Origin of the sequence: Pediococcus pentosaceus ATCC 25745, from assembly GCF_000014505.1 — a bacterium.
GTDB classification, from domain to species: Bacteria; Bacillota; Bacilli; order Lactobacillales; family Lactobacillaceae; genus Pediococcus; species Pediococcus pentosaceus.
In genome coordinates this window covers 1508329-1532545 of sequence record NC_008525.1, presented here as the reverse complement: position 1 = coordinate 1532545, position 24217 = coordinate 1508329, and the positions used below count along the sequence as shown (strand labels likewise).

General features: G+C 38.2%; 21 protein-coding genes. 18 read left to right on the top strand and 3 right to left on the bottom strand.

The window, feature by feature from the left end:
* The first annotated feature begins 80 nt into the window (after positions 1–80).
* The 6 genes from PEPE_RS07585 to PEPE_RS07560 all read left to right on the top strand — a co-directional run bounded on the left by PEPE_RS07585 (position 81) and on the right by PEPE_RS07560 (position 5603).
* Complete coding sequence (locus PEPE_RS07585; protein ID WP_011673728.1) at positions 81–1463, top strand: UDP-N-acetylmuramoyl-tripeptide--D-alanyl-D-alanine ligase; 1383 nt, start codon at positions 81–83, stop codon at positions 1461–1463.
* Between the two features lie 292 nt (positions 1464–1755).
* Complete coding sequence (locus PEPE_RS07580; protein WP_011673727.1) at positions 1756–3336, top strand: DEAD/DEAH box helicase; 1581 nt, start codon at positions 1756–1758, stop codon at positions 3334–3336.
* Positions 3337–3425: 89 nt separating this feature from the next.
* On the top strand, positions 3426–3782 hold the full coding sequence (gene acpS, locus PEPE_RS07575; protein WP_002833014.1) for a holo-ACP synthase: 357 nt from the start codon (positions 3426–3428) through the stop codon (positions 3780–3782).
* 1 nt (position 3783) lies between these two features.
* Positions 3784–4908 (top strand): alanine racemase, encoded by a 1125-nt coding sequence (gene alr, locus PEPE_RS07570; RefSeq protein ID WP_011673726.1) that lies wholly within the window; start codon positions 3784–3786, stop codon positions 4906–4908.
* A 54-nt stretch (positions 4909–4962) separates the two neighbouring features.
* The gene (locus tag PEPE_RS07565; RefSeq protein ID WP_011673725.1) at positions 4963–5202 is read left to right on the top strand and encodes a hypothetical protein; all 240 of its coding nucleotides are present in this window, start codon (positions 4963–4965) and stop codon (positions 5200–5202) included.
* 38 nt (positions 5203–5240) lie between these two features.
* Positions 5241–5603 (top strand): type II toxin-antitoxin system PemK/MazF family toxin, encoded by a 363-nt coding sequence (locus PEPE_RS07560; RefSeq protein ID WP_011673724.1) that lies wholly within the window; start codon positions 5241–5243, stop codon positions 5601–5603.
* Positions 5604–5704: 101 nt separating this feature from the next.
* On the opposite strand, the gene cbpA is transcribed toward PEPE_RS07560, so the two are convergent.
* The 3 genes from cbpA to PEPE_RS07545 form a co-directional block, all read right to left on the bottom strand.
* Entirely contained in the window at positions 5705–6349 is a 645-nt protein-coding gene (gene cbpA / locus PEPE_RS07555) for a cyclic di-AMP binding protein CbpA (RefSeq protein ID WP_002833019.1), read from the bottom strand.
* A gap of 65 nt (positions 6350–6414) precedes the next feature.
* Complete coding sequence (locus tag PEPE_RS07550) at positions 6415–7818, bottom strand: L,D-transpeptidase family protein (RefSeq protein WP_011673723.1); 1404 nt, start codon at positions 7816–7818, stop codon at positions 6415–6417.
* A 394-nt stretch (positions 7819–8212) separates the two neighbouring features.
* A complete protein-coding gene (locus PEPE_RS07545) occupies positions 8213–9175 on the bottom strand; it encodes an L-lactate dehydrogenase (protein ID WP_002833021.1) in 963 nt (320 codons plus the stop codon).
* Positions 9176–9425: 250 nt separating this feature from the next.
* Between PEPE_RS07545 and pth the strand changes: the two genes are divergently transcribed.
* The 12 genes from pth (at position 9426) to lysS (ending at position 24099) form a co-directional block, all read left to right on the top strand.
* Positions 9426–9983 (top strand): aminoacyl-tRNA hydrolase, encoded by a 558-nt coding sequence (gene pth / locus PEPE_RS07540; protein ID WP_002833022.1) that lies wholly within the window; start codon positions 9426–9428, stop codon positions 9981–9983.
* An 18-nt stretch (positions 9984–10001) separates the two neighbouring features.
* Entirely contained in the window at positions 10002–13499 is a 3498-nt protein-coding gene (mfd, locus tag PEPE_RS07535) for a transcription-repair coupling factor (RefSeq protein ID WP_011673722.1), read from the top strand.
* Between the two features lie 9 nt (positions 13500–13508).
* Complete coding sequence (locus PEPE_RS07530; RefSeq protein WP_011673721.1) at positions 13509–15092, top strand: polysaccharide biosynthesis protein; 1584 nt, start codon at positions 13509–13511, stop codon at positions 15090–15092.
* The gene (locus tag PEPE_RS07525) at positions 15089–15358 is read left to right on the top strand and encodes an RNA-binding S4 domain-containing protein (RefSeq protein ID WP_002833026.1); all 270 of its coding nucleotides are present in this window, start codon (positions 15089–15091) and stop codon (positions 15356–15358) included. The genes PEPE_RS07530 and PEPE_RS07525 overlap by 4 nt, the downstream gene beginning before the upstream one ends.
* A gap of 72 nt (positions 15359–15430) precedes the next feature.
* Entirely contained in the window at positions 15431–15787 is a 357-nt protein-coding gene (locus PEPE_RS07520; protein ID WP_011673720.1) for an FtsB family cell division protein, read from the top strand.
* 149 nt (positions 15788–15936) lie between these two features.
* A complete protein-coding gene (locus PEPE_RS07515) occupies positions 15937–16443 on the top strand; it encodes a S1 domain-containing RNA-binding protein (protein ID WP_002833029.1) in 507 nt (168 codons plus the stop codon).
* A gap of 2 nt (positions 16444–16445) precedes the next feature.
* The gene (tilS, locus tag PEPE_RS07510) at positions 16446–17816 is read left to right on the top strand and encodes a tRNA lysidine(34) synthetase TilS (RefSeq protein ID WP_011673719.1); all 1371 of its coding nucleotides are present in this window, start codon (positions 16446–16448) and stop codon (positions 17814–17816) included.
* Positions 17806–18342, top strand: coding sequence for a hypoxanthine phosphoribosyltransferase (gene hpt, locus PEPE_RS07505; protein ID WP_002833031.1), 537 nt, complete (start codon positions 17806–17808; stop codon positions 18340–18342). Before tilS ends, hpt begins: the two co-directional genes overlap by 11 nt.
* Positions 18343–18435: 93 nt before the next feature.
* Positions 18436–20517 carry an ATP-dependent zinc metalloprotease FtsH gene (ftsH, locus tag PEPE_RS07500; RefSeq protein WP_011673718.1) on the top strand — a complete coding sequence of 694 codons (2082 nt, stop codon included), beginning with the start codon at positions 18436–18438 and terminating at the stop codon, positions 20515–20517.
* A gap of 58 nt (positions 20518–20575) precedes the next feature.
* Positions 20576–21454 carry an Hsp33 family molecular chaperone HslO gene (gene hslO / locus PEPE_RS07495; RefSeq protein ID WP_002833034.1) on the top strand — a complete coding sequence of 293 codons (879 nt, stop codon included), beginning with the start codon at positions 20576–20578 and terminating at the stop codon, positions 21452–21454.
* An 83-nt stretch (positions 21455–21537) separates the two neighbouring features.
* On the top strand, positions 21538–22536 hold the full coding sequence (gene dusB / locus PEPE_RS07490) for a tRNA dihydrouridine synthase DusB (RefSeq protein ID WP_011673716.1): 999 nt from the start codon (positions 21538–21540) through the stop codon (positions 22534–22536).
* 66 nt (positions 22537–22602) lie between these two features.
* Complete coding sequence (lysS, locus tag PEPE_RS07485) at positions 22603–24099, top strand: lysine--tRNA ligase (protein ID WP_002833036.1); 1497 nt, start codon at positions 22603–22605, stop codon at positions 24097–24099.
* Positions 24100–24217 lie beyond the last annotated feature (118 nt).

The window sequence follows — 24217 nt, the reverse complement described above, 5'->3', positions numbered from 1 at the left end:
CTTTTAAGGTAAGTTAATTTAATGAGCTATTATGGTATAATTGTAGCCAGGTTTTTTAATTTAAGGGGAGTTTTAAAAAGATGAAAATGCAACTTAGCGAAATTGCGCGCGCTCTTGGAACGGATGAATATCCTGAACTATGGAACGATATTAGCGTAACGAGTGTTCAATTTGATAGTCGAAAATTATCTCCAGGATCACTTTTTGTGCCAATTATGGGTGAACGTGACGGACATGATTTTATTAGTCAAGCAGTAACAGCAGGCGCCGTTGCAACTTTATGGGCGGAAGACCACCAAGAACGGCGTCCAGCTGATTTACCAAGTATTCTAGTAAAAAATCCATTAGAAGCTCTGCAAAAACTTGCTAAATATTATCTGGATAAGATTAACCCTAAGGTAGTTGCTATTACTGGAAGTAATGGAAAGACAACTACTAAGGATATGACTGCAGCAGTTCTGGAAGCAGAATATAATGTGGTAAAAACTAAAGCAAACTTTAACAACGAACTGGGCGTGCCAATTACTATTTTGGGAATGAGCTCTAATACGGAAGTATTGGTAGTTGAAATGGGAATGGATCGTCCAGGACAGTTACACTTTTTAAGTGAATTGGTTCAACCTGATATTGCTGTGATTACGATGATTGGCGAAGCCCATATTGAATTTTTTAAGACGCGTGAGCGGATTGCTGATGCAAAAATGGAAATTACAGATGGCCTAAAAGAGGACGGTTGTTTTGTTTTTAACGGGGATGAACCGCTATTAGAACAGCGTGCTAAAGACCTCAATGTTGAACAATACCGTTTTGGGCTTAAAGCAGATAATGATGTCAGCGCCAGCGATATCCAGGGAACTGACACAAGTACAATGTTCAAAACTAATTTGGATGAAGAAACCACCGTAACAATTCCAGTATTGGGTGATTACAATGTAACTAATGCGTTAGCAGCAATCGCCGTTGGACATAAGTACCATATTGACCTAAAAAAAGAAGCTGAAGCGCTAGTTGACTTTGATTTAACCAAAAATCGAACAGAGTGGTTAACTGGAAAAAAAGGCGAACGTATTTTAAGTGATGTTTATAATTCTAATCCGACTGCTGCTCGAGCAGTATTGGATTCATTTGCTAACGTAAATACTGAAGGACGTCGTTTGGTAGTTCTAGGAGATATGTTGGAATTAGGTGAGAATGCTGATCAAATGCATGCTAGCTTAGCTGAAAAATTAAATGCCAAGCGTTTTGCACAAGTATATTTAATTGGCCCACATATGAAAGCTCTTGAAAAACGACTGATTGATGAAGATATCTACAGTAAAGATGCTGTTCATTATTATGAAACTGGCGAATTAAAGCGACTTACAGATGATCTTTCAACTGAAATTCAAGCAAATGATAGTATTTTATTAAAAGCAAGTCACGGAATTCATTTAGAAAATGTTGTTGATAAAATTAAAAATTAAAAAATAAAGTTGTGATGTGGCTTTTAGATTTTTTACAGCGTATGTAAATTATTCTTAAAACGCGGTTGCCGACCTTTGAGTGGGGAATGCTAGCCTAAATATCACAACTTTATTTTTATTAAAAAGGCTAAATAGAGCTGTTTTAACAGCGTTTTCAAGAACTTTTGTTTGCTAATCCCTAAGCAGGGGTGTATGATTATAAAGTTATGTTTACACGATTGTCACCGTGGGCGCGGCCCTAAAAGGACGGATTTTCTTTGATGCGGTGACGAAAATTTAGGAGGAATTATATTTGAAATTTACCGAACTAGGGTTAGACGAAGACATTTTAAAAGCAGTTTTAGACAATGGGTATGACGAACCAACACCTATCCAAGCTGAAACTATTCCTGGTGTTTTAGAAGGAAAAGACATCATTGGACAAGCTCAAACAGGTACTGGTAAGACAGCTGCTTTCGGATTACCAATCCTACAAAATGTTGACCTAGATAATCCTAACATTCAAGCAATTATTATCTCACCTACACGTGAGTTAGCTGCTCAAACACAAGCAGAAATCTTTAAATTAGGAAAATATAAAAAAGCTAAAGTTCAAGTGGTTTACGGTGGATCAGATATCCGTCGTCAGATTAATGCTTTAAAGAGCCATCCACAAATCGTGGTTGGTACACCTGGTCGTTTGTTGGACCATATTGGTCGAAAGACAATTCGTTTAGACCACGTTAAAACATTAGTTCTTGATGAAGCTGACGATATGCTAGATATGGGATTCTTACCTGATATCGAACACATTATTGAACAAACACCTAGCGAACGCCAAACATTATTGTTCTCAGCCACAATGCCAGCACCAATTAAGAAAATTGGTGTTAAGTTCATGACTGATCCAAAACAAATTACAGTTAAGTCTAAAGAACTTACTGCTGATTTGGTTGATCAATACTACGTTCGTTCTAAAGAATTCGAAAAATTTGATATTTTAACCCGCGTACTTGATGTACAAGCACCAAAACTTGCAGTTATTTTTGGTCGTACTAAGCGTCGCGTTGATGAAGTTTCTAAGGGATTAGTTACTCGTGGTTACAATGCTGCTGGAATCCATGGTGATTTAACTCAACAACGCCGGATGAGTATTTTACGTCAATTCCGTGAAGGACAATTAGATATTTTAGTTGCTACTGACGTTGCTGCACGTGGGCTTGATATCTCTGGTGTAACTCACGTTTACAACTATGATATTCCTCAAGACCCAGAAAGTTATGTTCACCGTATTGGTCGTACAGGCCGGGCCGGTGCTACAGGTACTTCAGTAACCTTCGTTACTAACTGGGAAATGGACTATCTTCGTGACGTTGAACATTTGACAAAGAAACGTTTGTTACCAATGAAGCCACCAACAGAAGAAGAAGCTTTTGCTGGACGTGCTGCAATGGCTGAACAAAGCATTGAAGAATTGGTTCAAAAAACAGATGTTGCTAAGTTCGAAGAACAAGTTGATCATCTTTTAGAACAACATGATGCTAAAACGCTGGTTGCTGCACTTCTAAATGAAGTAACTAAGTCTGACGCTAGTGAAATCAAAGTTAAGATTACTCCTGAACGCCCACTTCCTCGTAAAAAAGGTGGCAACAAAGGCGGTAAAGGTGGCGGCGGATACCGTGGCGGAAACCATCGTGGTGGTAATGGTCGTCGTAGTAATGGTAATAGCAGCAATGGCGGGGGCCGTGGTGGTAAATGGAATAACGATCGTAAGGGTGGCGGCAAGTCACGCTTTGGTCGCGATGACCGTAACCACAATGGTGGTAAGCGTAATGATCGCAACTCAGGTAACAAGGGTGGATCAAACCGTCAATTTGTAATTAAAGAAAAATAAACATTTTCAATAAACTAAGGGGCCCGGAAAATACATTTTTTCTTGACCTCTTTTTTTGATACAATAGGAACGACATTGGAGGTACTAGGATGATTTACGGAATTGGCATTGATATAACAAACATTGATCGATTTAAAACTCTCCACAATCCAGCAACGTTTATCCAAAAGGTTTTGACGCCCACTGAATTTGATGAGTTTGAAGCTAAGAAAGGTCAACGCGCGTATGAATTTTTAGCAGGGCACTTTTCGGTTAAAGAATCATATAGTAAAGCTTACGGGACAGGATTAGGTAAAAAACTTAATTTTCAAGACATCGAAATTAATTACGATGGGGTTGGAAAACCTAAGATTGTTAAACATCCGTTTAGTGGAACCGTACATGTGTCAATTTCCCATTCTGACCACCATGTTGTAACACAGGTAATTTTAGAGGGGGATAATTGAAATGGTTGTAGGGATACATCGTCCCAGCAAGCTAGTTATTAATGCTGAGGCAATTAGAAATAATGTAAAAAATGAGATTAGTCGATTAGATGGACACAGTGAATTATTTGCCGTGGTTAAGGCTAATGGCTATGGACATGGAATTGTAGAAACAGCCCAATTTACGAAACAAGCTGGGGCAACTGGTTTTTGTGTTGCTATCTTAGACGAAGCGTTGGCTTTGCGAGATGCTGGGCTAACAGAAACTATCCTAGTTTTAGGAATTACAGATGTTAAATATGCTAAATTAGCTGCTGAAAATGATATCTCGTTAACGGTGGGTGATCAAGCATGGCTAGATGAAGCTACGCAAATTCTAAATCAAAAGCCGCTGAAAGTTCATTTAGGTATTGATACAGGAATGGGACGGATTGGTTTTCAAGATGGAGCTTCTTTTAAGAAAGCGGCCGATTATCTTGAACAAAGTCAACAGTTCAATTTTGAAGGTGTGTTTACACATTTTGCAACAGCAGATGAAAAGGATACGACTTATTTCAATTTACAGGTGGAACGTTTTAACCATTTCATCAGCCAATTAACTCGACGTCCACGTTATGTGCATGTTTCTAATACTGCTACCAGCTTGTGGCATGCAGCTTGCAATGGTAATATGATTCGTTTTGGAGTCGGCATTTATGGGATGAATCCTTCTGGAAAAACACTGGAAAGTCCTTTTGATTTACAGCCAGCTATGAGTCTGGAGTCTGAACTATCTTTTTCTAAACTAGTGCAAAAAGGCCGTTCAATTAGTTATGGAGCGACTTATACAGCTGAAGAAGATGAATGGATTGGGACGATCCCGATTGGTTATGCAGATGGTTATGAACGTCGTTTACAAGGATTCCATGTTTTGATTGATGGTCAATTTTGCGAAATAGTAGGACGAATTTGTATGGATCAAATGATGGTTCGCTTACCAAAGTCATATCCTGTGGGAACTAAAGTAATTTTAGCGGGAAAATCAGGCGAAAAATCAATTACCATGACAGACATTGCCGAATATGCTGGGACCATTAATTATGAAATCACATGTGGATTCACACAACGTTTACCACGAATCTATACTGAAAATGGTGTAGTAAATTAATGTATTGAATGCTAAAATAATGTTAATAATTAAATAGTACAGGAGAGCAATCTAATGAGTATTCAACCAAAAGATATGTCAATTGAGAAAGAGACTTACTGTGAAATGTTTGGTTTTGAACCTAGTTGTGTAAATGATGATATTGTAAGGAACTTTTTTACCCATCACGCAACTGAGCATCTTGAACAGCTTAAAGCCGGATACCTTCAAATGGCTGATATCAATTCCGAAATTACTCATGACTTTTCTTCATGTGAAGCGGATTGTGAAAAGCATGTGCTTGAACGTTACTAAGTTAAATTTTTTAAATTAAAAGTTAATGGGGTGACACTGTGGACGAGTCGAAGATAAGACGCGGTGATTTATTCTATGCAGACTTGTCACCAGTTGTTGGTTCTGAACAGGGCGGGATGCGACCGGTTCTTGTTATCCAGAATAACATCGGTAATCACTATAGTCCGACGGTCATTATTGCAGCAATAACGGCTAAAATTTCTAAGCCTAAAATGCCTACCCATGTAGGAATTAAAGGTGGAGAACAAGGAGTAGGCCGTAATTCAGTTATTTTAATGGAACAGATTCGAACAATTGATAAACAACGTCTACATGATAAAATTGGTCGATTAGATGACCAGAAGATGAAACAGGTGGACGAGGCCTTAAAGGTAAGTATAGGTCTCGTACCGAATACATAGAATAGAAAATGTGAACAAAGTTTCACGCTCAAATTTTAAAACCACCTATTTCAAGATAGAAAAAAGGATTCGCAAACTGCGAATCCTTTTTTATTTACGAACTATAAACGATCTTGTTTTAGGTTTTCAACTTCAGGAACTCTGAAGCCTTTACGTTCTAAGTTACTAATAATTTGATGTAATCTCTTTTCATCAACACTTGCTGGGAGAGTGAACATCATCCGATGCACTAAATCCCCCTCTTCAACGTCTAAAGAGATAACACTAGCAATTGAGGTATATTTAGTAATGATCTTTGCAATCGTCTCTAAATCGCCTCGTTCGTCCCCAGAAATGACAGTAATCACATAACTACCAACATTTACGTTCCACGATTGAGATAACCCATCCAAGAGACGTGCATGGGTTAAAATTCCATAGAAGTAATTGTTATCATCTAATACAGTAATGAAAGGTAAATCCTTAATTGAGAAGAAGACGTTAAAGAAAGCAGCATTAACATTAATATACTTAGTGGCATTTTTTAAAAGAGAAGTCACAGGTTCTTGCATTGATCCACCACGTGATTTGTGGCGATAAATATGCATTTTATAAATATTTCCACGGAACAAGCGACCCGTTTTATCTAAAACTGGAACGCAACGGAATCCAGATTCTTCAAGAATATCAAGCGCTTCTTCAAGAGTTGCATCTTCACGAACAGTTGTTAAATCTTTCTTAGGTTTGACCATTGATTTTAAAAGCATTAGAATTTCCTCCCAAAACCGCAATTTTCTTTAATACAAATTTAATAATAACACAAAATGATAATTTAGAACACGACTACCGGTGTTCCGAGGGCTACTTCAGCATAAACAGTTTTCATTGTTGCAGGTGGAGTGTTGACACAACCATGGGAACCATGGGTTTTATACCAATCTCCACCAAATTTAGGTTGCCATGAAGCATCATGGAGACCAACTCCAGTATAATCAATTGGCATCCAGTAGCTGACTGGTGAGGCATAATTAGAGCCATCCGTATTTTTACCTTTTAGGGTAGCATTACGTTTTTTATTCCAAACAAAGAACACACCAGTTGGAGTGTCATCATTATTTGCAGGCATTCCAGTAACAACATCAGTTGAAATTTTAAGCTTGCCGTCTTTGTAATACCACATATGTTGGTTAGTTTTATCAACTTCGACATACGTTGATCCGAGTTCACCTTTTTTAAGAGATTGTCCAGAACCTGAAATTGTAGCTTTTTCGGTGAAGTCTTTACCAGTTGCAATTTTTTGGGCTATATCAGCTGCGTCGGTGGTAGTATCAATAGTCCAACCAAAAATTTCATTTTTAACAGTTTGAGAACCACGTTTAGTACTATTAAAGGTCACACTAGCTCCATAGGTAGAATACTTATCGTTTAAGTCATCTAGATAGGCTTTAACTTGGGCATTATCGACCGAAACAGTTTGAGTACCGTCGTTTTTAGAAGTAAGAACTATCCACTGCTTTAAAGTATCACTTGGAATAGTGACATTGGTACCGTTGATGTTATAAGTAATTTTTTCTGCTGTATACTTTTTAATTTGTTTTTGAATATCATCTGAATTAACAGTAGCTGATTGATATGTTTTGGTTAAATCAATATCTTTTTGTCCTTTTGCGATGCTGGTTTTGATTTCCTCTGCAAGCGCAGTAGAACTAATTATCTTATTATCTTTTTTAGAGCTTGAGCTAGCCAGTTCAGTGGCACTAATAGCGGAAGCTGAACCAGTATTACGATTCTTATTCAAAGTAATCGCTGTTTTTTTAGCAAATTCTTCTAATTTAGCCTTGCTAGTTGCGTTTACTGTGTTATCAGCATTAGCGGCATGGACAAGTTGTAGGGGCCACATTAAAGCATTTTGTTTATTGAGAAGCTTAGCTATAGTCTTATTATCAGAAGAGGTTAAACCTGCATCTGCATATTTAGCAGTTTTGAGAACTTTGTTTTTTTCAGTTAAATTAAAAGTTTGGTTTTTAACATGATTGTTAACCAGTGTTTGTGCCTGATTTACATTTTTCCCAGCAACATTTACGCCATCAATTACAGTATTAGGCATGAATGTGTTGGAAGTACTGTAGTGGATTGCTCCTCCTGCATAAATTAAGACTAGCACAGCAGCGACTGCACCAAGTATTATGTAAGGAAGTTTCCTTGTTTTTTTAAGATGATTTGATCTACGTTGCATCGTGAGCCTCCGAAATAAATTTTATCCTCTGTAACATTACTGTAATAAAGAATATTAATCAAGCCTATTTATATATTTTTATTTAGTAAATAGAAAAATACAGGTCAACATGGAGTGGTTGATTTTTAATGACGAGAGAATATATAGAAAAATTAAATAACTAAAACATTAAAAGTGTTTGCTATCTTCAAAATATTTAATCAGTTATTATTATCTAGTAATTAATTGCATACGGTAAATATTACTTACTTATTATATCAGAAGAAATGCTATCTTTTTATGAAGAAGTAATGTTAGAAGCGTGAAATTAGTAAATTGGGCATAAAAAAACGACTCTGAATATTTATTCAGAGTCGTTTTTTCAACTATTTGAAATTAGTTGATGTTGAAAAGCTTATTTTTCTTCAAGAGCTTTCAAACCATCTGTAAGAACTTTTTTCAATGTTGTAGCTGAATCTGTCATCTTCTTCATTTCGTCATCACTAAGTGGTGATTCGATAACACGGTTCAAACCTTGGCCGTTAATAACAGCAGGTGTACCGATGTAGATGTCATTCAAACCATATTCGCCGTCCATGTAAGCACCAACAGGCAATACAGCATTTTCGTCACGCAAGATAGCTTTTGAAATACGCATCAAAGCAGTACCAACACCGTAGAATGTAGCACCCTTCTTGTTGATGATTTCGTAAGCTTTGTTACGAACACTGTCTTCGATTTCAGCTAATTCGTCAGTTGAAACGCCTTCTTCTTTAGCGATATCAAGCAATGGCTTTGTACCGATTGAAGCAGTTGAGTAAGCAGCGAATTCACTGTCACCATGTTCACCCATGATGTATGCATCAACTGAGTCAGGGCTAACGTTGAATTTCTTACCAAGAGCAACACGTAGACGTGCTGAATCAAGAGAAATACCTGAACCGATAACCTTTTCTTTAGGGAATCCTGAGAATTTCCATGTTGCGTAAGTAAGGATATCAACTGGGTTAGCAGCAACTAAGAAGATACCGTCGAAGCCTGAGTCAACAACTGGCTTAACGATTGTTGAAAGAATGTTTAAGTTCTTGTTAACAAGGTCAAGACGTGTTTCACCTGGTTTTTGTGGAGCACCAGCAGTGATAACTACAAGATCTGCATCTTTACAGTCAGAATATTCACCTGAGTAAATGTTCTTAGGTGCAGTAAATGGAGTAGCATCTTCAAGATCAAGTGCGTCACCAACAGTACGGTCCTTAACAACATCAACGATTACGAATTCTTCTGCAATTCCTTGTTGTGCCATTGCAAAGGCATAACTTGAACCTACAGCGCCGTCGCCGACTAATACAACTTTTTGATGGTTTTGAATTTTAGACAAAAGATCAATCCCCTTTTTTCATATAATATTTGAATTTATCAAACAATACTAAGTATAGCATTTTCATAAAAGAAAGTTGAGTAAAAATTTTATGAAGTTCGGGTACAGTTAGTAAAGTGATTGATAAGTTAGAGGTTAAAAGACCCGCTTGGGGTCAATAATATGGTAATATTACATGAAAATAAACGTGGACAGCTGAGGGGTTTTTGCTCTTTCAGCCGTTTTTGCGTGTTGAGGGTGGAAAAATAACATGAAAATGATTGTGGGTTTAGGAAATATTGGTAAAGAATATGATAAAACGCGCCATAATACTGGTTTTATGGTTGTCGATGAATTAGCAAAAAAGCATGATATAAATAATTTTAAAGTTCAAAGTGATGCCTTGATCGCAGATTTTCGAGTAAATGGTGAAAAAGTTTTGTTAGTAAAACCAACTACTTATATGAACGATTCTGGTCGAGCAGTGCGTCCTTTAATGGATTACTACGATGTTGATTTAAATGACATGATTGTGGCCTATGATGACATGGATATGCCAGTTGGTAAAATTCGACTTCGTCAAAAGGGCTCAGCCGGGGGACATAATGGGATTAAAAGTATAATAGCCCATGTAGGAACCCAATCCTTTAATCGAGTGCGAGTAGGGATTGATCATCCGACTAAAGAAAGCGTCGTGGATTACGTACTAGGTAAGTTTAGGAAGGAACAGATAACCGATTTTGAAATTGGTGTTCAAAATGCAGTAGCAGCATTAGAAGATTGGACTACAATTGAAAATTTCAGTCAGCTAATGAATAAATACAACTAGGATTATTTAGGAGCAAGTATGAATATAAATGAAATTTTTGCATCTGATTCGGGAGTTACAACCGTTGTTGATGCTCTCCAAAAAGGGTCGCGGCAATTAGTTACTGGTTTACTAGAGCCGGCTAAACAACTTTTCTTAAGTACGATTATTGAAACTAAATCAGCCCCAATTTTATATGTAACAGATAGCTTAGCGCGGGCCGAACATGTCTATAACATGTTTAAAGAAGAACAGTCCGAGATTGATACGTATTGGTTTCCAGCTGAAGAGATTATTGCGGCCGAGGTGGCCACTAGTTCGCCAAATTATCGTACGGCACGAATCCAATTTTTAAGTGCTTTAGCGACATCAAAGACAGGTATTTTTATTACTTCTACATCCGGTTTACGCCGATTAGTTCCCGAACCTAAGGATGTTATTGAAGCTCGAATCACTCTGGAAGTGGGAGCTGAATATGAGTTTCAAACTTTAATTAGCGATCTGAATGCGCTGGGATACCAACGGGTTGAACAGGTGGAAAAGAAAGGTGAATTTGCGGTTCGAGGTTCGGTAGTTGATATTTTTCCACTTAATCAAGATGACCCAATCCGAATGGATTTTTTTGATATCGAAATCGATTCGCTGCGAACTTTTGATCAAGCAACCCAGCGAAGTATTGAAAATATCGAAAAAATTGAAGTATTGCCCGCTACAGACTTGATAATAAATGAAACAAAATTAAACCAAGCAATTAAAACGATGAATAACGAGCTGGCGCAAGCTCAAAAAAAATTAAGTGAAGAAAACTTTGAGGCTTTACAACAAAATATTAATGAAGTAATCGAGCGCTGGAAACACCACCAACTGATTCAAGAAGATACAATGTACGCTAAACAATTGTATGCAGCTAAAACTTCATTGCTAGATTATCTAACAAAGGGCACGCTAGTTTTAGACGACTATCCCCGGATCTTGGATGCTGAAACTGACATTGAAAATAATGAAGCCAGTTGGATCGTTGATCAGTTAAAAAATAACGTGTTGTTAGATAACGAATCCTTTGGCGTCGATATTCGAACATTGATCAAGAAAAAGTCTGTTCCTCAGTTATTTTTGTCGATGTTCCAAAAAGGGATGGGGCGCTTAAAGTTTGACCAGTTGACGGAAATCACTACTAGGGCTGTCCAAGATTTCTTTGGACAAATGCCTGTTTTAAAAGGTGAGGTGGAACGATGGTTAGCTCGTAAGCAAACGGTGTTAATCTTTGCCAATTCCAAAGAACGACAAGGAAAAATTACCGAAGTGCTTCACGATTTTGAGATTACTGCTCAAAAAGTTAATGCTGATCGAATTCAAGTGGCAGCGGTTAACATTATTGGACAATCATTTCCACAAGGTTTTGATATGCCTAGTACGAAATTGGTAGTGTTAACGGAGAAAGAGCTATTTGCTAAGGTTCCTAAAAAACGTCCTCGCCAACAACATGTGGAAAATGCCGAACGTCTCAAAAGTTATACAGAACTAAAAACTGGGGACTACGTTGTTCATGTCAATCACGGGATTGGAAAGTTTATGGGAATGACCACGATGGAAGTCGATGGCGTTCATCAAGATTATATGACCATCCAGTACAAAGGGAGTGGTCAATTATTTATTCCGGTAACACAGTTAAATCTTGTACAAAAATACGTTGCAGCGGAAGGTAAAAGCCCTAAACTAAATAAACTGGGTGGCTCTGACTGGGCTAAGACGAAGAAGAACGTTGCTTCTAAGATTGAAGACATTGCCGATGACTTAATTGAACTGTATGCCAAAAGGGAAGCTGAAAAAGGGTTTGCTTTTAAACCAGATGACAGCTATCAACGTCAATTTGATAATGATTTTCCATATACTGAAACTCCAGATCAATTACGGTCCATTGAAGAAATCAAGAAAGATATGGAAAGAGAACGCCCGATGGATCGTTTGCTAGTAGGAGATGTTGGCTACGGTAAAACAGAAGTTGCGTTACGGGCCGCCTTTAAAGCGGTTGAAAGTGGTAAACAAGTGGCTATTTTAGTTCCCACCACTATTCTGGCGCAACAGCATTTTGATACGATGAATGAACGGTTTGAAGGATACCCAATTGCAACGGGAATATTGTCTCGTTTCCAAACTGGGGCACAAGTTAAGGAGACCCTTGAGGGATTAAAAGATGGCAGTGTAGACGTGATTGTTGGAACCCATCGACTATTATCTAAGGATGTTGAATTTAAAGATTTAGGATTACTGGTAATTGATGAGGAACAACGTTTTGGGGTTAAACATAAGGAACGAATTAAAGAGCTTAAATCACAGGTGGATGTTTTAACCTTGACCGCGACCCCCATTCCTCGGACATTGAACATGTCCATGATTGGGGTGCGAGATTTGTCAGTGATTGAAACACCGCCAACTAATCGTTATCCGATTCAAACGTATGTAATGGAAGAAAACGCGGGGGCTATTCGTGAAGGAATTATGCGAGAAATGCGCCGTAATGGACAGGTTTTCTACCTTCATAATCGAGTTCAAGATATTGAAAAAGTAGTGGCTGAAATTGAAGCATTAGTTCCAGAAGCCCGAGTGGGTTATATTCATGGACAAATGACCGAGAAACAATTAGAAGATATCTTGTTTGAATTTATTGCGGGTGAGTACGATGTGTTAGTTACAACGACAATCATTGAAACCGGAATTGATATTCCGAATGCTAACACTCTTTTTGTGGAAAATGCCGATCATATGGGACTTTCCCAATTATATCAACTTCGTGGTCGAATTGGGCGTTCATCACGGGTGGCTTACGCGTATTTCTTGTATCAGAAAAACCGAGTGTTAACTGAATTAGGCGAAAAACGATTGGAAGCCATCAAAGATTTCACAGAACTAGGTTCTGGATTTAAAATTGCTATGCGAGATTTATCAATTCGAGGCGCGGGAAATCTGTTAGGAAAACAACAACATGGCTTTATCGATTCTGTTGGATATGATTTATACTCACAAATGCTGGCAGATGCGGTTAAGAAGAAGCAAGGTAAAAAGGTTAAACGGCGTTCAGATAGTGAGATTAGTCTCGGAATCGAAGGTTTTCTTCCTAGTTCTTATATTGAAGATGAACAGCAGAAAATCGAATTCTATAAACGATTACGTCAGGCTAACAGTCATGAAGAAGTTGTTGATATTCAAGATGATATGTTAGACCGCTTTGGAGATTATCCAGCTGAAGTTGATAATTTATTACAAATTACCGACTTGAAAATTATAGCCGATCAAGTTCAAGTCGAAAGAATCACCCGCAAGGACGGTATTTTAACTGTAACTATGACAAGGGCAGCCAGCCAAAAATTAACTGGTGAGCAGATATTTGAAGCATTATCAGTTACAAGACTGAGAGCGACGGTAGCGGAATCAGATGCTAAAATGCATATTAAGCTGGTAATTCAACCACGAATGACACAAAAGGATTGGTTTACACAGCTGTTTAATTATATTGAGAAACTTAAAGAATATGTGTGAGGACTGATTGTGAAAAATTCGAGTGCTAAAAAGGTTATGCGTGGGGCATTAATTTTATCCATCGCATCAATTGTGGCTAAAATTTTAAGTGCAGTCTATCGAGTGCCCCTTCAAAATTTAGTTGGTAATACTGGTTTTTATGTATACCAACAAATCTATCCAATTTATGGCATTGGAATGACCTTTGCATTAAATGGATTTCCGATTTTTATATCAAAAATTATTGCTGAGGAACCCGAAGAAGAAAAAAGGTTACGTTTAAGTCGCTATGCGATGCTAATTTTGGCAGGGCTATCATTGTTAATATTTTTATTTTTAATGGTAGGTGCTAGGTGGATTGCTGGTGCAATGGGGGATGTTAGTTTAACCCCACTATTGCGAATGGTTTCGACTATGTTCCTGTTTATGCCATTATTGGCGACGGGGCGGGGTTACTACCAAGGAATTTATGATGTGGCGCCGACGGCTAAATCACAAGTGCTTGAACAAGTAGTGCGGGTTTCAATCATTATTTTAGTTGCGGTATTGGCGGTTAAACTAAATTGGTCCGTGTATAAAATGGGGACTTGGGCGATGGCTAGTTCAACTTTAGCTGCCGTTGCTTCAACGCTCTTTTTTATAAAGTTTGGGTCCAAGTTAATAAAAGCTAAACGACATAAATTTAATTGGCAACTGTTTAAAATTTTAGTGAAACGCTTTGTGGTTGAAGGTGGCGTAATTTGCTTATTGGCAGCCATGATTATTTTGCTACAGTTAGTAGATTCGTTCACGGTTAAAAATAGTTTGGTCAGTGGTGGGCTAACTCAATCAATGGCTAAGTCGATGAAGGGGATTTATGATCGTGCACAGCCGTTAGTTCAATTAGGGACGGTGATTGCTACGGCTTTTGCCACCACGTTGCTACCATCTCTTACGGAGGCTTTACAAAAAAGGGACACAAAAGCCTTTTATCGATCAGCAACCTCACTATTGCGGGTTTCACTAACCATATCGATGGCTGCCAGTATAGGAATGGTGGCTTTAATGCCTCAAATCAATCACCTGCTATTTGGCAGTTCGGAAGGTTCCTTAGCTCTAGCTGTGTACAATTTAAGTGTGATTTTTGCTGCATTAATCTTTGTGTATAACAGCATCTTGCAAAGTGCGGGGGCTGTTAAACCGACCTTGGTGGCCATTATCACAGGAATTATAATTAAAGTTGTTTTAAATAGTTGGGCTACTCAATGGTTGGGAATCTTAGGAGCTAGTCTCGTGACAGTATTAAGCTTAGCTGTGATTGCAGGTGTGATGAATTATGCATTACCGAGTCAGTTGTCGAAACGGGTTTACCGAGAACATCACTTTTTAAGGAAACTCATCTGGGGAAATTTGTTAATGTTCATAGTAGTAAAATTACTCGTGATTGTTTTACAATTAACAGTAGTTTCTCCAGGACGCTTCGGCGCTACTATTATCACAGTAATGGGTGTAATCGTTGGAGCAGGTGTTTTTATTAGTTATATCTTTAAATTCAGGTTATTTAGTATTCGGGAATGGTTGACTATTCCCTATGGTTCAAAAATTTTAAGAATGGTACAGAGGATTGTTAAATGAGATTAGATAAATTTTTAAAGGTTTCAAGAATTATCAAACGGCGTGCTTTAGCTAAGGAAGTAGCTGATCAAGGACGAATTTTGATCAATGATAAAGTGGCTAAATCTTCAACTAATGTGGGAGTAAACGACCATATTGAAATTCGTTTTGGAAATAAAACGTTGGTAATTAAAGTTGATCAGCTTTTAGATACTACGAAAAAAGATGATGCAGAACGGATGTACACGATCGTTTCCGAAAATTACGAACAAGATTTTAGAAAATAATTAAGAAGTTAAAAATGATAGACAGTTAAAGAAAGCGTTGTTATAATTTAAGATAATTGAGAGGTTATTTTAATGGAAAATGTGAAGAAAAATAAGAGAAGTATGAAAGCAAGAACAGCGACAGGAGCAGTAAATCCCTATGCTAGGGCCCGTAAACAACGAGCACTATTTATTTTAGGTGTTTTCGCGATTATTGCGACCATTTTTATTTTTCAAATTGTCCATGCACATATTTCCAGAAGTAGCGTTAATAATAAATTAGCAATGGAAACAGCGCATTATGAAAAGATTCAAAATGATAACAAGGCGCTCAAAGTCAAAGTTAAGCAGATGAACGATGAACAATATTTGGAAAAATTGATTCGTTCTAAATATCTCTATACTAAAAAAGGTGAAACTGTCTATAATTTGCCAAATGATGCAAAATAAAATTAGATTAAAGCATTGAAATGACGTAGGTCATCTTAATGCTTTTTTTGTTAATTAATGGACTGAATTTGCGTGAACAAAACTCGCAAGGAGTCGGTGTGGAATGGTATAATTAAGCATTAAATTTTTTAGGAGGATCATAGGTATTTATGACAATCGAAGTTGGAACTAAGGTAGACGGAAAAGTTTCAGGAATTACAAATTTCGGAGCTTTTATTGATTTGGGGGAGAATCGTTCGGGCTTAGTCCATATTAGTGAAGTTTCTGACGGTTTTATTAAGGATATTCATGATGTACTTAATGTTGGAGACACCGTGAAGGTTAAGGTTTTATCGATTGCGGACGATGGAAAGATTGCTCTTTCAATTAGAAAGGCAGTTGATCATCCCGTACAAAAAGAAACTGCTAAAGTTGCTTCAACTTCCCACCATTCCAATGGAAATTTCCATGGCCGTCCAGCAGGAAACATGGATAGAAAGTATTCACATAATCAACACAGTCATCGCGATAATCATCGTGAACAACGCAGCTCAAATGTGGAACCAGATTTTGATCAAATGCTCTCTGGATTTTTAAAGGATAGTGAGTCACGCTTATCAACGTTAAAACGTAATACGGATGGTAAACGTGGTGGCCGTGGCGGACGCCGTAGTTAACTATGAAAATCGGTGAGCTAGGTGATCAGATTGTTGAACAATATGGACTGAGCCAATTCAAAATCGTAGTGGCAGTTTCAACGGGAGTCGATTCAACGGTGCTAATTAACGCATTGATAAATTCAACTAAAATTAAGCATCAACAATTGATTGTTGCCCATGTCAATCATCAGCTGCGTGAGCAAAGTATTGAAGAAGAACGATTTTTACATAAATGGTGTCGACAGCATCAAATCACGTTTATGGAGACGGACTGGCCTAAAAGTCAGCACCCTCAACATGGAGTAGAAGCTGCTGCACGCGAATTTAGATATACTTTTTTTAAGCAGGTAATGCATGACCAGCATGCGCAAGTACTATTGACTGCACATAATGCGGATGAGCAAGCTGAAAATTTCGTAATGCAAGTGATTCGGGGGGGCTGGCTAAATCAATTAAATGGAATTCCAGAACGGCGAACGTTTGCACAAGGATGGCTAATTCGCCCGTTTCTAAAATTTACTAAGCAATTTTTGATTGAGACCGCTCAAGAAAATAAATTACGGTGGTTTGAAGATCAAACCAACCGTACTACTGAATTTTTACGTAACCGTGTGCGAAATGAAATCATTCCTGCTTTTCGAAAAGAAAATCCAAGGGTGGTTGAACATATCCAGCACTATCAAGATCAGCTATTAGAACAGTCTAACTTAGTCGACCAAGTGGTTCTTGAAAAACTTACTAAGTTACAAAGAGATGAAAGCTTTGATCTGCTGGCACTACGTAAAGAATCGCTCCCATGGCAGAAAAAAATTATTTTAAAAATTATTACTGAAGTTAATGCGGAAATTGCAATAAATGAGAATAAGTTGGATGAGCTAGTTCGATTGGTTAATAATACTAAACAAGCTCAAGCTACAATCGACATTGGAAAAAACTATAAATTTGAAATCACGTACAATTATCTACGAATTGGTAAAAAAATAACCGTAAAAGGTGAACAAGTAAAAAAGCGTGTGGTAACATTGAATTCGTGGTTAAATTTAGATGGTGATGCTCAATTCCAATTATCTAATCAAAAGTCGGCTTTGGATGCTGACGAGACGATGGTTTTGAGCGCCAATCAGCTGAGGTTCCCGCTTTTTATCCGGAAAATAAACCCCAACGACCGCTTAAGACTTAAAAATGGTGGTTATAAAACAATTCGTCGAGAGTTAATTGATCAAAAGGTTCCGAATGAACAACGAGAACGTTATTTTGCAATTACGGATGTTGATGATGAAATTTTATGGGTACCAGGTTTGCGAAAGGCCTGGTTAAAGGAACCTTTCCTAAAAGATAATCAACAATTTATTATGGAATTTAGAATTGGAGGAAGTCCCCATGGACAATGATATCGCCAGAGTTTTGTACAGTAAGGCGGATATAAAGGAAGCTTGCGAACGTTTAGGTAAACAATTAACAAAGGACTATGCAGGAAAACGTCCTTTAATCTTAAGTGTATTAACGGGTGCTATGTTCTTCACAACGGATGTCGTTCGTGAATTTGATGTATATTCTGAAATTGATTTTATCGATGTTTCAAGTTACAAAGGTGGCATGGAATCAACGGGAACTGTTGATTTGGTGTCAGATTTATCTGAAGATGTTAATGGACGCGATGTTTTAATTATTGAAGATATCGTTGATACTGGGCGGACATTAAGTTATATTGTGGATTTATTATATTCACGCAATGCGAAAAGCGTTAAGATTTGTACCTTCTTAGACAAGCCAGCTGGACGTGTTGTAGAAGCTAAAGCTGACTACGTTGGTTTTACCGTACCTAAAGAGTTTGTAGTGGGTTATGGATTAGACTATCAAGGCTATTACCGAAACTTACCTTATGTGGGAGTTTTGAAGCCAGAAGTTTACGAATAAAATCATTGGTCAAAGTTAGTCAAATATGGTATTATATCGTCAATGGTCAAGATTGTAACTGATATTTCTTGATGCCTTACAAGGAGGAACTACATGAAAAATAACAGAAATGGCCTGTTTAAAAATAGTCTTTTCTATATCGTAGTTTTTTTGAGTATTATGGGAATTATCGCGGCTGTAGTTGGAAAGGGTGGCAATAGCCAAACTTCTACTATTTCGTCTAGCGAATTTGTCTCACAACTTAAAAAAGACAACGTGAAGAGCTTTGATATTCAGCCAGCCAATGGAGTTTATAAGGTTACAGGTAAATATCGTTCTGCACAAAAGGATGATTCTTCAGCAGGATTATTCCCAGGAACCGTTTCATCTAATAAGGTGACTGGATTCCAAACTTCAGTTCTACAGAATGATTCAACAATTACCGAAATAACTAAATCTGCTTCAGCTGATGGAGTTAAGGTCACAACTAAAGAAGAAGAATCAAGCAGTTTCTGGGTTCAATTACTAGTAACGGGCTTACCTTTAATTTTCTTTATCTTTATCTTCTACATGATGATGGGTCAAGCCGGTCAAGGTGGCGGAGGTAAAGGGGTGATGAACTTTGGTAAATCCAAGGTCAAACCTGCTGATAAGAGTGCAAATAAAGTTCGCTTCTCTGACGTTGCGGGTGAAGAAGAAGAGAAACAAGAACTTGTTGAAGTTGTTGAATTCTTGAAAGATCCACGTAAGTTTGTTCAGTTGGGAGCTCGAATCCCAGCGGGGGTACTTTTGGAAGGACCTCCCGGAACTGGTAAGACTTTACTTGCAAAAGCGGTAGCCGGTGAAGCCGGAGTTCCGTTCTATTCAATTTCTGGTTCGGATTTCGTGGAAATGTTTGTTGGGGTTGGTGCAAGTCGTGTACGTGACTTGTTTGACCAAGCTAAGAAAAATGCTCCATCAATCATCTTCATTGATGAAATTGATGCTGTAGGTCGTCGCCGTGGCAATGGTACCGGCGGAGGACATGATGAACGAGAACAAACTTTAAACCAATTATTGGTTGAAATGGATGGGTTCACGGGAAATGAAGGAGTCATTGTTATGGCTGCTACTAACCGTTCGGATGTTTTAGACCCAGCTTTACTACGTCCGGGACGTTTTGACCGTAAGATCTTAGTTGGTCGTCCAGATGTTAATGGACGTGAAGCAATTTTGAAAGTTCATGCCAAGAATAAGCCAATTGATAGTGATGTTGATTTAGCAGAAATTGCTAAACAAACACCAGGTTTTGTTGGAGCTGATTTGGAAAACTTACTTAATGAAGCTGCTTTGTTAGCTGCTCGTCGTAATAAGAAGACGATTGATGCTGCTGACTTAGACGAAGCTGAAGACCGAGTAATTGCAGGACCAGCGAAGAAGAACGCAGTGGTTAGCAAGAAGGAACGTCAGACAGTTGCTTTCCACGAGGCTGGACATACAATTGTCGGTTTGGTATTAAACGATGCACGAGTTGTTCACAAGGTTACAATTGTTCCTCGTGGACGTGCCGGCGGTTATGCCATCATGCTTCCTCGTGAAGATCAAATGTTAATGTCGAAGAAAGATGCTATGGAACAAATTGCTGGTTTGATGGGTGGTCGTGCTGCAGAAGAGATCATTTTTGACCAACAATCATCTGGAGCATCAAATGACTTTGAGCAAGCTACTCAAATTGCTCGAGCAATGGTTACTCAGTATGGGATGAGCGAAAAAATTGGTCAAGTCGAGTTGGCTGCTCCGGGGCAATCCTACTATGGTGAAGGTGGACCAGCTTATTCTGAAAAGACAGCTGCGACAATTGACGAAGAAATTCGGCGCTTTACTACTGAAGGTTATAACGAAGCTCGTAAGATTATTGAAGAGCATCGTGAACAACATAAGATTATTGCGGAAGCATTGCTTGAACATGAAACACTTGATGAAAAGCAAATTATTAGTTTATTCAAGACAGGCAAGATGCCTGAAAAGAAAACTACTTCTGAATTTCCGAGCGAAAAAGCTGCAACGTTCGAAGAATCTAAACGAGAACTAGAACGTAAAGAAGCTGAACGCCATGATGAAGCTGCTAAGGCAGTTAAGCATGACGGCTCAGAAAGTGATTCTGCTACGACTGTTTATTATCCAAAAGACGATAACAATCATTCAGAAAATCAATAATTTAAGAATCGTGGGTTGCAAAATGCACTCACGATTTTTTGATGAAAGCGGGTATAAAATGAAAGATTATTTAGTTAAAAGTATTGTAAATGATGGAATGTTTCGAGCCTACGCGGTTAGTACCACTAATTTAGTGCAAGAAGCACAACAACGTCATGATTCTTGGAGTGCCGCAACTGCTGCATTGGGACGTTCTTTAACGGCAACACTGTTATTATCATCGTCGGTTTTAAAGGGCGAAGAAAAATTAACTGTCAAAATTAATGGTGGCGGCCCTACCGGAACGATTGTGATTGATGGAAATGCGAACGGAACGGTCAAGGGCTACCTTCAGAATTCCCATGTTTCATTACCTTTAAAAGAAGATCATCATATTGATGTGGGGCAAGCAGTTGGGAATGCTGGGGTAATGGCTGTTACCAAAGATATGGGTCTAGGAGATCCATTTACTGGACAAGTTGGCTTAGTTTCTGGAGAAATTGGGGACGATTTTACGTATTATTTAGCCCAATCTGAACAAATCCCTTCTGCCGTCGGCGTATCAGTATTTGTTAATCCTGACGAAACGGTGGGGGTGGCAGGTGGCTTCTTGATTCAAGTTATGCCAGATGCTACAGACGATGCTATTGATAAACTTCAACAACGTTTGAAAGAAATTCCACTAGTTTCAGAAATGTTACGTGCTGGTAAAACACCAGAGGAAATTTTAAAAGATATTTTCAATGATGATGAGATTAAATTTTTAGACAAGATGGATGTTAAATTTGAATGTGATTGTTCTAAAGAACGTTTTGGCGATTCAATTTCAGCATTACCATTACAAGATATCAAAGAAATGATGGAAGAAGATCATGGTGCTGAGGCGGTTTGTCGTTTCTGCGGTAATAAGTATGTATTTTCGGAAGCGGATCTCCAAGAAATCATTGACCAAAAATAAGTGAAATTGGTAAGCTTCTCCACAATCATGAATTTCTGTGATATTATATTCTGCATGCATAAAAAGTTTGACGAGGTGAAAAAATGGAATGGAAAATTGGGGACATTACAATCCCAAATCAACTAGTTGTTGCTCCAATGGCCGGTGTGACTAATACTGCTTTTCGAATGATCTGTAAAAAATTCGGTGCGGGATTAGTGGTCTGCGAAATGATATCCGACCGAGGAATTATCTATGGAAACAAAAAAACTCTGAGCATGATGACAGTTGATCCAAATGAACATCCAATGAGTATTCAAATTTTTGGTGGTACTAAAGAAACATTAGTAGAAGCTGCTAAATTTGTTGATCAAAATACTGATGCAGATATTATTGACATCAATATGGGATGTCCCGTAAACAAAGTTGTTAATACTGATGCTGGTGCCCGTTGGTTGCTGGATCCTAATAAGGTATATGAGATGGTATCTTACGTGACGGATGCGGTTAAAAAACCAGTAACAGTTAAAATGCGAACTGGTTGGGATGCTAACCATATTTTAGCGGTTGAAAATGCATTAGCAGCCGAACGTGCGGGTGCTTCTGCGCTTGCTATGCACGGTCGAACTCGTAAACAAATGTATACTGGACAAGCAGATTGGAATATTTTAAAAGAAGTTGGAAGTCAGTTACATATTCCATTTATGGGTAATGGAGATGTACGGACACCTGAAGATGCCAAAAGAATGTTGGATGAAGTTGGTGCGGACGCGGTAATGATTGGCCGTGCTGTACTGGGTAATCCATGGGAATTACAACGAATTTCAGCTTATTTAAATGATGGAACAGTTATTGATGAACCTACACCAAGAGAAAAAATTGAGATTGCAAAAGAGCATTTACACGCTCTAGTAGAATTGAAGGGTGAAAATGTCGGTCCGCGAGAATTCCGTGGACAAGCTGCCTACTACCTCAAGGGTATTCCACATTCAGCTCGAACCAAGGTGGCTGTAACGGGAGCAGATACTGAGCAACAAATGATTAATATTTTTGATAGTTTTATTGAAAAACTCGAAACTAGAAGAGTAAGAACTTTGAATTAAGGTTGCAATTTGTTGTTTTAGTAGGTAATAATTATATTTGAATAAATTTAAGAGGGGGACAAAATAGTGGGTGAAAAGCAACAACCAAGTATGAATGACCAACTAAGAGTTCGTCGCGAAAAGATGCAAGAACTTCGTGATAAGGGCATCGATCCATTTGGTCATCGTTTTGAGAGAACACATTTAGCAGCACAATTACACGAAAAGTACAGTGATATGACAAAGGAAGAGCTTGATGAACAGGGCGTGGTAGCTACGATTGCCGGCCGTATGATCTCTAAGCGTGGTAAGGGTAAGGTCGGTTTTGCAGATCTTAAAGACCGTTCTGGAAAAATGCAATTGTACGTTCGTAAGGATGTTTTAGGCGAAGATGTATACAAAGTCTTTAAGCGTTCTGATATTGGTGATTTCCTCGGTGTAACTGGGGATGTCATGAAAACCGATATGGGTGAATTAACAATTAAAGTAACGGGACTAACTTTCTTAAGTAAAGCGCTCCGTCCTCTTCCCGACAAGTTCCATGGTTTACAAAACGTTGAACAAATTTATCGTCAACGTTATCTTGATTTAATTGCTAATGATGATAGTATGGATCGTTTCAGAAAACGGACTAAGATTGTTTCAGCAGTAAGAAGATATCTTGATGGTAATGATTTTGCCGAAGTTGAAACACCAGTGCTACATACTCAAGCTGGTGGAGCTAGTGCACGTCCATTTATTACACACCATAATGCCCTAGATATCAATTTATATTTACGGATTGCGTTGGAACTTCATTTAAAACGGCTAATTGTTGGTGGAATGGAACGAGTATACGAAATCGGTCGCGTATTCAGAAATGAAGGGATTGATACTCGTCATAATCCTGAATTCACTATGCTCGAAACATACGCAGCTTACTTTGATTTCCATGACGTAATGGATGAAACTGAAGGAATTTTTAAGGCAGCAGTTGCAGCGGTTTCAGATGATGGTAAGATTACGTACCAAGGAACAGAACTTGACTTAGGTCAAGATTTTGAACGTCTACACATGGTCGATGCAATCAAGAAATATGCGGGAGTGGACTTTTGGCCTAAGATGTCGGTTGAAGATGCGAAGAAACTTGCTGATGAAAATGGTATCCACTACGAGTCTTGGTGGACAGTTGGACACATCATCAATGAATTCTTTGAAGAAAAGGTTCAAGACCAATTGAAACAACCGGTGTTTATTTACGGACATCCAGTAGAAATTTCTCCACTAGCTAAGAAGAACGCCGAAGATGATCGTTTTACAGATCGATTTGAGTTGTACATCTTAGGTAATGAATATGGTAATGCCTTTACTGAATTAAATGATCCTATCGACCAACGGGCACGTTTTGAAGCTCAAGTTGCAGAACGTGAAGCAGGTAACGATGAAGCTGAAGGTATTGACGAAGATTATATCGAAGCACTTGAATATGGTATGCCACCAACAGGGGGACTTGGAATTGGGATTGATCGTTTAGTGATGTTGCTAACTGATGCTCCTTCAATTCGTGATGTACTATTGTTCCCAACGATGAAACCCATCGATTAAATAAGAACTAAGAAAAGAATGAGAATAGCAAAATTCTCATTCTTTTTTTGTGCATTTTACGCAAGGAAAAAGATGTTTTTTTAGCTTCATGAAATCGTTAACAAATCAATTTCTAATC